At 73.1% G+C, this 11,910-nt stretch carries 10 protein-coding genes, 2 pseudogenes and 1 riboswitch; of the genes and pseudogenes, 7 read left to right on the plus strand and 5 right to left on the minus strand.

What is annotated here, in order from left to right; all coding sequences use genetic code 11:
• Positions 1-293: pseudogene (locus EF903_RS18810) on the plus strand (DNA polymerase IV); the annotation flags it as partial.
• A gap of 3 nt (positions 294-296) precedes the next feature.
• Here the strand turns inward: EF903_RS18810 and EF903_RS18815 are convergent.
• Positions 297-677 (minus strand): PRC-barrel domain-containing protein, encoded by a 381-nt coding sequence (locus tag EF903_RS18815; protein WP_125544680.1) that lies wholly within the window; start codon positions 675-677, stop codon positions 297-299.
• 114 nt (positions 678-791) lie between these two features.
• Positions 792-889, plus strand: a riboswitch (glycine riboswitch).
• Between the two features lie 197 nt (positions 890-1,086).
• Here EF903_RS18815 and gcvP point away from each other — a divergent pair.
• Positions 1,087-3,972 carry an aminomethyl-transferring glycine dehydrogenase gene (gcvP, locus tag EF903_RS18820; protein ID WP_125544682.1) on the plus strand — a complete coding sequence of 962 codons (2,886 nt, stop codon included), beginning with the start codon at positions 1,087-1,089 and terminating at the stop codon, positions 3,970-3,972.
• 122 nt (positions 3,973-4,094) lie between these two features.
• Here gcvP and EF903_RS18825 read toward each other — a convergent pair whose 3' ends face one another.
• Positions 4,095-4,295, minus strand: coding sequence for a DUF5999 family protein (locus tag EF903_RS18825; RefSeq protein WP_125544684.1), 201 nt, complete (start codon positions 4,293-4,295; stop codon positions 4,095-4,097).
• Between the two features lie 271 nt (positions 4,296-4,566).
• On the minus strand, positions 4,567-5,193 hold the full coding sequence (locus EF903_RS18830; RefSeq protein WP_125544686.1) for a hypothetical protein: 627 nt from the start codon (positions 5,191-5,193) through the stop codon (positions 4,567-4,569).
• Between the two features lie 494 nt (positions 5,194-5,687).
• On the opposite strand from EF903_RS18830, the gene EF903_RS18835 reads away from it, so the two are divergent.
• Positions 5,688-7,226 carry a glutamate-cysteine ligase family protein gene (locus EF903_RS18835; RefSeq protein WP_125544688.1) on the plus strand — a complete coding sequence of 513 codons (1,539 nt, stop codon included), beginning with the start codon at positions 5,688-5,690 and terminating at the stop codon, positions 7,224-7,226.
• 175 nt (positions 7,227-7,401) lie between these two features.
• Positions 7,402-8,148 (plus strand): CPBP family intramembrane glutamic endopeptidase, encoded by a 747-nt coding sequence (locus EF903_RS18840; protein ID WP_125544698.1) that lies wholly within the window; start codon positions 7,402-7,404, stop codon positions 8,146-8,148.
• Between the two features lie 3 nt (positions 8,149-8,151).
• Here the strand turns inward: EF903_RS18840 and EF903_RS18845 are convergent, their stop codons facing one another.
• The gene (locus EF903_RS18845; protein ID WP_125544690.1) at positions 8,152-8,976 is read right to left on the minus strand and encodes a PhzF family phenazine biosynthesis protein; all 825 of its coding nucleotides are present in this window, start codon (positions 8,974-8,976) and stop codon (positions 8,152-8,154) included.
• A gap of 187 nt (positions 8,977-9,163) precedes the next feature.
• On the opposite strand from EF903_RS18845, the gene EF903_RS18850 reads away from it, so the two are divergent.
• Positions 9,164-9,808 (plus strand): PadR family transcriptional regulator, encoded by a 645-nt coding sequence (locus tag EF903_RS18850; RefSeq protein WP_125544692.1) that lies wholly within the window; start codon positions 9,164-9,166, stop codon positions 9,806-9,808.
• Between the two features lie 117 nt (positions 9,809-9,925).
• Here EF903_RS18850 and EF903_RS18855 read toward each other — a convergent pair whose 3' ends face one another.
• Positions 9,926-10,354, minus strand: a complete 429-nt coding sequence (locus tag EF903_RS18855; protein ID WP_125544694.1) for an SRPBCC family protein — start codon at positions 10,352-10,354, stop codon at positions 9,926-9,928.
• 173 nt (positions 10,355-10,527) lie between these two features.
• Here EF903_RS18855 and EF903_RS18860 point away from each other — a divergent pair, with 173 nt between their 5' ends.
• Both EF903_RS18860 and EF903_RS34140 read left to right on the plus strand, forming a co-directional pair.
• Complete coding sequence (locus EF903_RS18860; protein WP_125544696.1) at positions 10,528-11,544, plus strand: DMT family transporter; 1,017 nt, start codon at positions 10,528-10,530, stop codon at positions 11,542-11,544.
• Positions 11,545-11,710: 166 nt separating this feature from the next.
• A pseudogene (locus tag EF903_RS34140) lies at positions 11,711-11,910 on the plus strand (hypothetical protein); the annotation flags it as partial.

An 11,910-nucleotide genomic window follows, 5' to 3' on the forward strand; every position in this document is an offset into this window, starting at 1 on the left:
GCCCTGGGGGCAGCGGGGCGGACGGGGTGGCCGAGCCCGCCCGCGAGCGGCACTGGCCGGCCGGCACCGACGTCTCGCACGCCGTGTACGGGCCGGGGTGGGTGCAGGGCAGCGGCGTCGGCCGCGTGACCGTGCGCTTCGAGCGGCCGGGATCCCCGCCGGGCCGGGTCCGCACCTTCCGCGTCGACGACCCCGACCTGGCCCCCTCCGACCCGCTGCCCCTCGTGGGACACGGCGAAGCCCCCTCCGCGGAGTCCGCCGAGGGGGCCGGTGCGGGCCCGGGCGCGCCGTGAGGACTACTCCTCGTCCCGGTCGCCGGAGGCCAGGTGGCCGAAATCACCCCGGGAGGCGATCTCCGACGGCAGGGTCACGTCCAGGCCGTAGTGGTGGTACAGCTGGAGCTCCTGCTCGGGGGAGAGGTGCCGGCCCACGCCGAAGTCGGGGGCGTTCCTGATCAGGGAGCGCTCGAAGGGCACCCGCAGGGAGTCGCCGACCAGTTCGCTCGGCTCCAGCGGGACGAAAGCGTCGCGGCTGAACAAACCGGTCCGGACGGCCGCCCACTCGGGGACGCCCGTCGCGTCGTCGAGGTAGACCTCGTCGACGGTGCCGATCTTCGCACCGTTGCGGTCGAACGCCTTGCGGCCGATCAGGGTGCGCGGGTCGATGTCGGTCTGCACGGTCACCTCCACGAGGTCGCAACTCTCCGCTATGACCAACAAAAGGGCATTTCCGGGTGGGGGGCCACTCGAAGGAGGCCCGGGAAGCGCGCTGGTAGGCTGGGTAGCGGCTGACGACCCTGTGCGGGAGAGTCCTCCACCGAGCTCGACGGAGGCGCCGAAGGAGCAAATCCTCCCCGGAATCTCTCAGGCATACGTACCGCACGGACGAGGCCACTCTGGAAAGCAGGAGCGGGTCCCGGGCGCGTGCCGGTTCCCCCTCCTCACCGACGGTGAAAGCCGGATCCCCGCGGAGCACTCCGCAGGGGCCCGGTGAAGCTCTCAGGTTGAGATGACAGAGGGGGAGGCCGTCCGGGCGCCCGCGCCGTGGTGCCCCTCGCAGGTCGTACGACCCAGGAGGCCTCCGTACATGACCGCCAACCGCATTCCGCTCTCCCAGCTGGAGCGAGGCATTCCCTTCGAGCAGCGCCACATCGGCCCGGACGCCGAGGCGCAGGCCAAGATGCTCGCCCACGTGGGCTTCGGCTCGCTGGACGAACTGACCGCTGCCGCGGTGCCGGATGTGATCAAGAGCGCGGCCGCGCTGGACCTCCCGGAGGCGCGGACCGAGGCCGAGGTGCTGGCCGAGCTGCGGAGCCTCGCCGCCCGCAACGAGGTCCTCACCCCCATGATCGGCCTCGGCTACTACGGGACGTTCACCCCGCCGGTGATCCTGCGCAACGTCATGGAGAACCCCGCCTGGTACACGGCGTACACCCCGTACCAGCCCGAGATCTCCCAGGGCCGCCTCGAGGCGCTCCTGAACTTCCAGACCGTCGTCGCCGAGCTGACCGGCCTGCCGACCTCCGGCGCCTCGCTCCTCGACGAGGGCACCGCGGCCGCCGAGGCCATGACCCTCGCCCGCCGCGTCGGCCGCGCCAAGGGCAGCGTCTTCCTCGTGGACGCCGACGCCCTGCCGCAGACCATCGCGGTCATCGAGACCCGCGCGGAGCCGATCGGCATCGACGTCGTCGTCGCCGACCTCTCCGAGGGCATCCCCGCCGAGATCGCCGAGCGCGGTGTCTTCGGCGTGCTGCTCCAGTACCCGGGCGCCTCCGGCGCCGTCCGCGACATCAAGCCGCTCATCGACCGGGCCCACGAGCTCGGCGCGATCGTCGCCGTCGCCGCCGACCTGCTCGCCCTGACGCTGCTGGCCTCGCCCGGCTCGCTGGGCGCCGACATCGCCGTCGGCACCACGCAGCGCTTCGGCGTCCCGATGGGCTTCGGCGGACCGCACGCCGGCTACATGGCCGTCCAGGACAAGCACGCCCGCTCGCTGCCCGGCCGCCTCGTCGGCGTGTCCGTCGACGCGGACGGCAACAAGGCCTACCGCCTGGCCCTGCAGACCCGCGAGCAGCACATCCGCCGCGAGAAGGCCACCAGCAACATCTGCACCGCGCAGGTGCTGCTCGCCGTGATGGCCGGGATGTACGCCGTCTACCACGGGCCCGAGGGCCTGCGGACGATCGCCCGCCGCACCCACCGCTACGCGGCGCTGCTCGCCGCCGGCCTCCAGGCCGGCGGGGTCGAGATCGTCCACGGCTCCTTCTTCGACACGCTCACCGCGCGGGTCCCCGGCAAGGCCGCCGAGGTCGTCGCCGCCGCCCGCCGCCACGGCGTCAACGTCTTCCAGGCCGACGCCGACCACGTCTCCGTCTCCTGCGACGAGACCACCCTGCGCGCCCACGTCGAGGCCGTCTGGGCCGCCTTCGGCGTCACCGCGGACATCGAGGTCCTCGACGCCGCCACCGCCGACGCGCTGCCCGAGGAGCTGCTCCGCTCGGACGCGTACCTGACCCACCCGGTCTTCCACCAGCACCGCTCCGAGACCGCGATGCTGCGCTACCTGCGCAAGCTCGCCGACAAGGACTACGCGCTGGACCGCGGCATGATCCCGCTGGGCTCCTGCACCATGAAGCTCAACGCGACGACCGAGATGGAGCCGGTGACCTGGCCCGAGTTCGGCCAGCTGCACCCCTTCGCCCCGGTCGAGCAGGCCGAGGGCTACCTCACGCTCATCCGCGAGCTGGAGGAACGTCTCTCCGAGGTCACCGGCTACGACAAGGTCTCCATCCAGCCGAACGCCGGCTCCCAGGGCGAGCTCGCGGGCCTGCTCGCCGTCCGCGCCTACCACCGCGCCAACGGCGACGAGCAGCGCACCGTCTGCCTCATCCCGTCCTCCGCGCACGGCACCAACGCCGCCAGCGCCGTGATGGCCGGCATGAAGGTCGTGGTCGTCAAGACCGCCGACGACGGCGAGGTCGACGCCGACGACCTGCGCGCCAAGATCGAGCAGCACCGCGACGAACTCGCCGTGCTGATGATCACCTACCCGTCGACGCACGGCGTCTTCGAGGAGCACGTCGCCGACATCTGCGCCCAGGTCCACGAGGCCGGCGGCCAGGTCTACGTCGACGGCGCCAACCTCAACGCCCTGGTCGGCCTCGCCAAGCCGGGCCACTTCGGCGGCGACGTCTCGCACCTGAACCTCCACAAGACGTTCTGCATCCCGCACGGCGGCGGCGGCCCCGGCGTCGGCCCGGTCGGCGTCCGCGCCCACCTCGCCCCCTACCTGCCGAACCACCCGCTGCAGCCCACCGCCGGCCCCGAGACCGGCGTCGGCCCGATCTCGGCCGCCCCGTGGGGCTCGGCCGGCATCCTGCCGATCTCCTGGTCGTACGTGCGCCTCATGGGCGGCGAGGGCCTCAAGCGGGCCACGCAGGTCGCGGTGCTCGGCGCGAACTACATCGCCAAGCGCCTGGAGCCGCACTTCCCGGTCCTCTACACCGGCCCGGGCAACCTGGTCGCGCACGAGTGCATCATCGACCTGCGCCCGCTGTCGAAGTCGACCGGCGTCAGCGTCGACGACATCGCCAAGCGCCTGATCGACTACGGCTTCCACGCGCCGACCATGTCCTTCCCGGTGGCCGGCACCCTGATGATCGAGCCGACCGAGTCCGAGGACCTCACCGAGATCGACCGGTTCTGCGACGCCATGATCGCGATCCGCGCCGAGATCGAGAAGGTCGCCTCCGGCGAGTGGCCGACCGGGGACAACCCGCTCGCCAACGCCCCGCACACCGCGGCGGCGCTGGGCGGCGAGTGGAACCACCCGTACACCCGCGACGAGGCCGTCTTCCCCGGCGGCGTCTCCGCCGCCGAGAAGTACTGGCCGCCGGTGCGCCGTATCGACGGCGCCTTCGGCGACCGCAACCTCGTCTGCTCCTGCCCTCCGCTGGACGAGTACGACAACTGAGGTCCTCTTCGGCGCGGCCCCGGCCCCGGGGCCGCGCGGACCTGACACAAAGGCCGGCCCGGGAGCGACGCTCCCGGGCCGGCCGTCTACCGTCGGTTCCGTGCTGCTCCGCGCTGTTCCGGCTAGGCCGCGGCCCGCGCCGCCGCGAGCGGCCGGTGCGGGGCGATGATCTGCCCGTCCGGCAGCAGCTCACCGGTGTCCTCGAAGAGCAGGACGCCGTTGCACAGCAGGCTCCAGCCCTGCTCCGGGTGGTTCGCCACGGGCTTGGCGGCCTCCCGGTCGGCGGAGTCGGCTGACGGGCACGCTGGCTGGTGCTGGCACATGGATGCGTTCTTTCGCTGCGGTGTGGTCTGTGTGCTGCGGCTCGATACCTGGTTCATGGCCGCCCCCCGTTGTCGACGACTAGATGCGGTCAGGGTCCCAGTGTTGCCCCACGGACTCGAGTCCGCAGGGATTTCCGGGAGCTGTCCTCACAGATTGATGACGCATCACTCGTGCGGGCGGTTCAGCTCAACTCCCCTGTCAATTGGGATGGTTCGCAGGTGGCCCGGCTGGGCTAGGCCGAATGGGCCATACGGGCGGGAGCCGGCTCCGTCAGGCGGCCGGAGCGGCGGGAGTGGCCAGTGTGGGGCGCACCGGGGGGGCCGGCTGGGTCAGCCGGTGGGTCATCACCGGCAGCAGCTCCGACACCGGGTGCGGCCGGTAGGCGGCGATCCCCGGAGGGGCGGGCGCGAGCGGGACCAGCAGGTCGGAGGCGGCCGGCAGGCCGGAGGAGGCGTCGGCCCCGACGGCCCCGTGCAGCCACAGCGTCAGCATGTACAGCTCCGGCACCGACAGCAGCCGGGGCTGGTACCCCTTGCCCAGCGACTCCGCCTGGCGCAGGGCCCGTTCCGTGGCCGCGACGTACGGGCCCTCGAAGAAGTGGGAGAAGGCCCAGCCGTCCGCGGTCAGCCGGACGTCCGCCGCGGCGACGTGCCGGTCGCCGCCGCGGATCAGGAAGCGCCACCCGACGAGCCGGGTCCGCGGCGGGCGGGCCGGCGTGCCCGGCTGGGAGACGCCGAGCCGGTCCAGCACGTGGACGGGCAGCGGCAGTTCGGCGGTCAGGGGACCCTGATGGGCGCGCAGGGCGGGGGTTCCCGCCGCGACGGCCGCGGGGGAACCGAGTGCCGCGAGGACGCTGCGCAGGGCGTGCGCGGGAGCCGGGGGGACATGCAGCGGCATGGTGGGTCGCCTCTCGGTTGGGAGACCTGTGGATCGGGGCGGGGTGCAGGGGCGGCGCTGTCGCATTCTGGGGCCAGAGGGGGGCTGAGGGGCAATGGCCGCGCGCCAACTCTCTGCCTCGTTTGCGGAGTTTATACGACATGTGTTCACACAGTGTTTCGGCTAGCTGTCCGGGCTATTGCCGGCAAGGCGCTTACCGGTCCCACTGAGCCGGCATTCATGCCGTCTTCGCGCGAACACGTCGCGCTGACCTCGGAGGTTACCGGACCGGGGCTCGGCTGGAAAGCGCCGATTAACCGCAACCGGCAAAGGCGATGCGGAATTTGCATACAGTGACTTGCCAGGCGAATGTGCCATGGCGCCCTTCGGCCAATCCGGCGCACGCCTCCCGCTCCGGCTGCCGCCGCCGCGTTATCGATCACGCCTCCGGGGCATCATCGACCGTACACGTGCGCCCGGAAGCCGGGCGGCGCCACTCGAGGAGGGACGCTCCGATGGGGGAGAAGGTCGTGGCGGGCGGATTCGACCTGTCCGATCGACGGCGGTACCGGAGGAAGCTCCACGAGTGCCTGGAGGGGCTGGAGCGGCTCCTGGCAGAGAAGAGGTTCGACCGTCCCAAGAACATGATGGGACTGGAGATCGAGCTGAATCTCGCGGGGCCCGACGGGATGCCGCGCATGGTGAATGCGCAGGTTCTCGAGCGCATTGCGAGCCAGGATTTCCAAACGGAACTGGGGATGTTCAACCTGGAGGTGAACGTCCTCCCGCACCGGCTCGGCGGCCGCGTATTCGACCAGCTCGCCGAGGAGCTGAGCGCGGGCCTCGGCTACGCCCACCGCCAGGCGGCGGACATGGACGCCGGGGTGGTGATGATCGGCATCCTGCCCACGCTCGCCCGCTCCGACCTGGTCGCCGCCAACCTCTCCGCGGTGGACCGGTACGCGCTGCTGAACGAGCAGATCCTGATGCTGCGCGGGGAGGACTTCCTCCTCGACATCGACGGGGTGGAGCACCTTGTCTGGAGCACCGGGTCGATCGTCCCGGAGGCGGCCTGCACCTCGGTGCAGCTGCACCTGCAGGTGACGCCGGGCCGGTTCTCCGACGTATGGAACGCCGCGCAGGCCGCGACCGCCGTCCAGATAGCCGTCGGCGCCAACTCGCCGTTCCTGTTCGGGCACGAGCTGTGGCGCGAGTCGCGGCCACCGCTGTTCACGCAGGCCACCGACACCCGGCCGCCCGAGCTCCAGGCGCAGGGCGTGCGGCCGCGCACCTGGTTCGGGGAGCGGTGGGTGGAGTCCGTCCAGGAGCTCTTCGCGGAGAACGTCCGCTACTTCCCCGCGCTGCTGCCCATCTGCGACGCGGAGGAGCCGCTGCGGGTCCTCGCCGAGGGCGGGGTGCCGGGCCTGCAGGAACTCGTCCTGCACAACGGGACCGTCTACCGCTGGAACCGGCCCGTCTACGGGGTCGTGGACGGGGTGCCCCACCTGCGCGTGGAGAACCGCGTCCTGCCGGCCGGCCCGACCGTCGCCGACGTCGTCGCGAACGCCGCCTTCTACTACGGACTCGTCCGGACCCTCGCGGACGAGCAGCGGCCGGTGTGGACCCGGCTGCCGTTCGCCGAGGCGGAGGCCAACTTCGACGCGGCCTGCCGGTACGGGATCGACGCGCGCCTGCGGTGGCCCCGGCGCGGCCGCGGCGCGGGCCTGGCGGCCGTGCCCGCGGTACGGCTCGTCCTGGACGAGCTCCTGCCGATGGCCGCGGCCGGACTGGACGCGTGGGGCATCGAGCCCGCCGACCGCGACCACTACCTCGGCATCATCGAGGAGCGCTGCCGGCGCCGCGTCAACGGGGCCACCTGGCAGGTGGACACCTACCACCGGGCCCTCGCGGCCGGAATGGACCGCGACGCGGCGCTGGCCGCGATCACCCGGCGCTACAGCGAGCTGATGCACAGGGGCGACCCCGTGCACACCTGGCCCGTCGGGCTCGTGGAGGAGGAACCGCGGGCACCGGTGCCGGCGCAGCGGGGCTGACGCCGCCCGCCCCGCCCGCGGGAGGCCCCGTTCCGCCGGAGCCCTCCGGTGATCCCGCCGCGCCCCCGAGGGGGCAGTATGGGGTGGTCGGAAGCACAGGGCGGAACGGGAGACTCACGTGCGGGCGCAGCCGGAGCCGGTGGTCGGAACGTTGCAGGAGGACGGGCTGCGGCGGATGCTGCGGACCGAGACGCTGCTGGTGCTCGCCCTGTCCCTGGGGGCGAGCGCCGTCTCGTCGCTGATCAGCTTCATCGGCGCGCTGACCAAGCCGGGCGCCCTCAAGGACCAGGCCGCCACCCTCAACGGCTCGTACGCCCCCGGCCGGCCCTGGCTGGACCTGGCCTGGCAGCTGTTCGGCATCACCACCGCCCTCGTGCCGGTGCTGCTCGTCGCCCACCTGCTCACCCGCGAGGGGGCGCCGGGGCTCCGGGTCCTCGGCTTCGACCGGACCCGGCCCGGCGGCGACCTCGCCCGCGGGGCGCTGGTCGCCGCCGGGATCGGCAGCGCGGGGCTGGCGTTCTACCTGGCCGCGCAGGCGGGCGGGTTCAATCTCACCGTGCAGCCGGAGGCGCTGCCCGACGTGTGGTGGAAGTTCCCCGTCCTGATCCTCTCCGCGGTGCAGAACGCCGTCGTGGAGGAGGTCATCGTGCTGGCCTACCTGCTGCGCCGGCTGGACCGGCTGGGCTGGTCGCCGTGGGCCGCGCTCGCCGCCAGCTCGGTGCTGCGCGGCTCGTACCACCTGTACCAGGGCATCGGCGGGTTCATCGGGAACATGGTGATGGGCGCCGTGTTCGTCCTCGCCTACCGGCGGTGGGGGCGGGTGGGGCCGCTGGTCGTCGCGCACTCCCTGCTCGACATCGTGGCGTTCGGCGGGTACGCGCTGCTCGCCGGCGAGGTCGGCTGGCTGCCCACCCCCGCGTAGCGGTCAGGGGCGGGCCAGGAGCTCGCCGTCGATGACGGTGACCGCGTGCCCCGCCAGGAGGGTGCGCTCGCCGGCGAGGGTGACGCGTACGAGGCCCTGGCGTGCGCCGCCCTGGAGGCCGGTCAGCCGCGTGCGGCCCAGGCGCGCGGCCCAGAACGGCGCGAGCGCGGTGTGCGCGCTGCCCGTCACGGGGTCCTCGTCGATGCCGAACGCGGGGAAGAAGCCGCGCGAGACGAAGTCGTACCCGCGGGAGGGGTCCTCGGCCGGCGCGGTGACGACGACCCCGCGGCGCCCGTAGCCGCGCAGTGCGGCGAGGTCCGGGGCGAGCCCGCGTACGGAGGCCTCGTCGGCGAGCTCGACGAGGAGGTCCCCGATGTGCTCCGAGGTGTCGTGGACGGAGCGGATCTCGGTGCCGAGCGCGGCGCGGACGGCGGCGTCGGGCTCGACCGGGGTCAGGGACGAGGTGGGGAAGTCCAGGGTGATCGTGCCGTCCTCGGCGGTTCGGGCGGTGAGGACACCGCAGCGTGCGCCGAACCGGATCGGGCCGCCGCGGCCGGCGAGGCCGTTCGAGGCGAGGACGTGCGCGGTGGCCAGAGTGGCGTGGCCGCACATGTCGACCTCGGCGGTCGGGGTGAACCAGCGCAGCGCCCAGTCGGCGTCGCCGCCCGGGGGCAGCGGGTGGGCGAAGGCGGTCTCGGACAGGTTCACCTCGGCGGCGACCTGCCGGAGCCAGGCGTCCGGCGGGAAGCCGTCGTCCAGGATCAGGACGCCGGCGGGGTTGCCGCGGAAGGGGCGGTCGGTGAAGGCGTCGACGATTCGGAGGCGCATGCGGCGACGGTACGGCCGTCCGCCGCCCGGAGACAAAGGCCGATCCGGCACCTCTGGCCTGCTCGCCGCACTCTTCTGCGATAGTTTCCGATATATCGTTGACGCATCGCGATGGATCAGCGATGGTGGATGTACCGCATCAGCGGCCACCCGGCGGACGATCCGCCCGAATGAAAGGAGCGCAGTCATGCGTTCGAACGGACAGCACCGACACGGTCACGGCCCCGGCGCGGGCTTCGCGTACGAGCACGGCCGTGGCCGCGGACACGGCCACTGCGGCCCCCACCGCCGGGAGGGCTTCCCCGGCCTCCGCGCGGCCTTCGGCCCCTTCGGGCCGCCCTTCGGCGGCGGCCCCTTCGGCGGCCGCGGCGGGCGCGGCGGACCTCGCGGCCGGGCCAGGAGGGGAGACGTGCGGGCCTCGATCCTGGCGCTGCTCAGGGACCGGCCGATGCACGGCTACGAGATGATCCAGGAGATCGGCGAGCGCAGCGGCGGGGCCTGGAAGCCGAGCCCCGGGTCGGTCTACCCGACCCTGCAGCTCCTGGAGGACGAAGGCCTCATCGCCAGTGAGAGCGACGGCGGCAAGAAGCTCTTCGCGCTGACCGAAGCCGGCCGCGACGAGGCCGCGTCGGGGCCCGAGGCGCCCTGGGCCGACGCCGGGCGCGGTTTCGACGTCGAGGCGGTGCGCGAGGTGCGGGAGGCCGGCGCCGGCTTCATGGAGGCGTTCGCACAGGTCTTCAGGACCGGCTCGCCCGAGCAGCGCGAGAAGGCGCTCGCGGTGGTCGGCGAGGCCCGGAAGAAGCTCTACCTCATCCTGGCCGACGAGCACTGAGCGGGCGGCCGGGTGGCCGGGCGGCCGGCCGGTCGCACGCGTGCCCCGCGGGTCCGCCCGCGGGGCGCTCCCGCGGCGGGGCGAGGCGCGCTGTCCGGCCGGGCGGCCGTGCCGGTCTCAGGTGACCAGGCCCGCGAGCCTGCGCAGGGACTCGTCCAGGGCCGCGGTCGCGGAGTCCTTCAGCTTTCCCGCCATGAGGGAGACGGCGGCTCCCGTGAACTCGCCGTCGATCCGGACGGCGGTGGCGGCGCCTTCGGGGGCCAGGGTGTAGCGGGTCAGGATGTTCACGCCCATGGGACCCCTTCCGGTGAGCGCGAGGACCCGTTCCTCCTCCAGTTCCGAGACCGTCCAGACGACCTCGGCGGGGAAGCCCATCATCTTCATGTTTTTCTCGAAGGTCGCGCCGAGCGCGAGGGCCGCGGGCCCGCCCTTCGGGAAGCCGGTGTGCGTCGCGCTCCACCGGCCGTACGCCGGCCAGTCCGTCAGCTGGGCCCAGAGCCTTGCCGGGGACGCCTCGATCGTTGCGTGCGCGGTGACTTCGGCCATGCGGCCCACCCCATCTCCTCGGGTACGTGCGGCGGAACGTAGCCCCGGTGGACCGAATGCGCAATGCTGACGGATCGTCAGAATCGACGGCCCCGGTCACGACGGGTCTCGGGTCCGTCTCAACAGGTGTCACCCCCCTGACACTCCTGACATCCCCCTGCCATGATGTGCGGATGCACGCGTCTGGGAAGAACGCGGGACTCGGCCTGGCCGTCGTCTCGGCGTTCGCGTTCGGTGGTTCGGGAGTGGCTGCGAAGCCGCTGATCGAGGCGGGCCTGGACCCGCTGCACATGGTCTGGCTGCGGGTGGGCGGGGCGGCGCTGGTGCTCTCCCCCCTCGCCTGGCGCCATCGCGACCTGCTGCGCCGCAAACCCCTGCTCCTCGCGGGGTTCGGCCTCGTCGCCGTCGCCGGCGTCCAGGCCTTCTACTTCGCCTCCCTCTCGCGGATCCCCGTCGGAGTGGCCCTGCTGCTCGAATACCTGGGACCGGCGCTGCTGCTCGGCTGGATCCGCTTCGTCCAGCGCAAGCCCGTGACGCGGGCCGCCGCGGCCGGGGCCGCCCTCGCCGTCGTCGGGCTGGCGTGCGTCGTCGAGGTCTGGTCCGGGCTGAGCCTCGACCCGCTCGGGGTGCTGCTCGGCATCGCCGCCGCGTGCTGCCAGGCCTTCTACTTCGTCTTCGCCGACCAGGGCACGGACGGCGAGGACGTACCCGACCCCCTCGGCGTGATCGCGTACGGCATGCTCATCGGCGCCCTCGTCATGACGGTGATCGCCCGCCCCTGGGAGATCGACTGGTCGGTGCTGGCCGGGCAGGCCCTCATGGACGGCACCGTGGTGCCGGCGCCGGTACTGCTCGGCTGGGTCGTGCTGGTCGCGACCGTGTTCGCGTACCTGACCGGTGTCGTCTCCGTGCGCAGCCTCTCCCCGCAAGTGGCCGGCGTCGTGGCCTGCCTGGAGGCGGTCGTCGCCACCGTCTTCGCCTGGATCCTGCTCGGGGAGCACCTCTCCGCCCCGCAGGTGGCGGGCGGTGCGCTGGTGCTCGCCGGGGCCTTCGTCGCCCAGTCGGCGCGGTCCGCCCGGAAGTCCCGCGCCGAGGCCTCCGCGGTGGCGGCCCGGTCCGCCGGGGCGGGCCCCGAGAAGGCGGAGGATGCGGATCCGATCCTGCTGGACCGGGGAGCGGGCACGACCTAGGGTGGGGGCGTGTTCTCCCACGTGCTTCCGCCGCCGGCCGCCTGAAGCGGGCGGCCGCCGCGCCTCCACGCGCCCCCGCCCGGGGTGGTCCCCGGGCCCGGCCGTGCTGCCCGCGAAGCGATGACCAGCACATCCGCTCATCCTTCACGACCGCACGGAGTCACACGTGTCGTATTCCACCCCCGCTGCCGGGCGCGCCCTGATCTACCTCGTCGTCGCCGGCGCCGCCTGGGGCACCGCCGGCAGGGCGCGAGAAGGTCAGGGCCAGCGGCCCGAGGTCACTGGCCAGGAAGAGGAGCGAGGCGGCCGCCCCGGCGGTGCCCCAGGCGGCGCCGGCGGACTCGCCGTCCTGCTCGGCGTGCTCGC

The sequence above is a fragment of the Streptomyces sp. WAC05292 genome (genome assembly GCF_003949955.1).
Lineage (GTDB): Bacteria > Actinomycetota > Actinomycetes > Streptomycetales > Streptomycetaceae > Streptomyces > Streptomyces globosus.

Excerpts from the sequence above, each read along its gene's own strand:
- EF903_RS18855 (WP_125544694.1), bottom strand. The coding sequence starts at position 10,354 with ATGGCCGAAGTCACCGCGCACGCAACGATCGAGGCGTCCCCGGCAAGG.
- EF903_RS18830 (WP_125544686.1), bottom strand. The coding sequence starts at position 5,193 with ATGCCGCTGCATGTCCCCCCGGCTCCCGCGCACGCCCTGCGCAGCGTC.
- EF903_RS18825 (WP_125544684.1), bottom strand. The coding sequence starts at position 4,295 with ATGTGCCAGCACCAGCCAGCGTGCCCGTCAGCCGACTCCGCCGACCGG.
- gcvP (WP_125544682.1), top strand. The coding sequence starts at position 1,087 with ATGACCGCCAACCGCATTCCGCTCTCCCAGCTGGAGCGAGGCATTCCC.
- EF903_RS18860 (WP_125544696.1), top strand. The coding sequence starts at position 10,528 with ATGCACGCGTCTGGGAAGAACGCGGGACTCGGCCTGGCCGTCGTCTCG.
- EF903_RS18845 (WP_125544690.1), bottom strand. The coding sequence starts at position 8,976 with ATGCGCCTCCGAATCGTCGACGCCTTCACCGACCGCCCCTTCCGCGGC.
- EF903_RS18840 (WP_125544698.1), top strand. The coding sequence starts at position 7,402 with ATGCTGCGGACCGAGACGCTGCTGGTGCTCGCCCTGTCCCTGGGGGCG.
- EF903_RS18850 (WP_125544692.1), top strand. The coding sequence starts at position 9,164 with ATGCGTTCGAACGGACAGCACCGACACGGTCACGGCCCCGGCGCGGGC.
- EF903_RS18835 (WP_125544688.1), top strand. The coding sequence starts at position 5,688 with ATGGGGGAGAAGGTCGTGGCGGGCGGATTCGACCTGTCCGATCGACGG.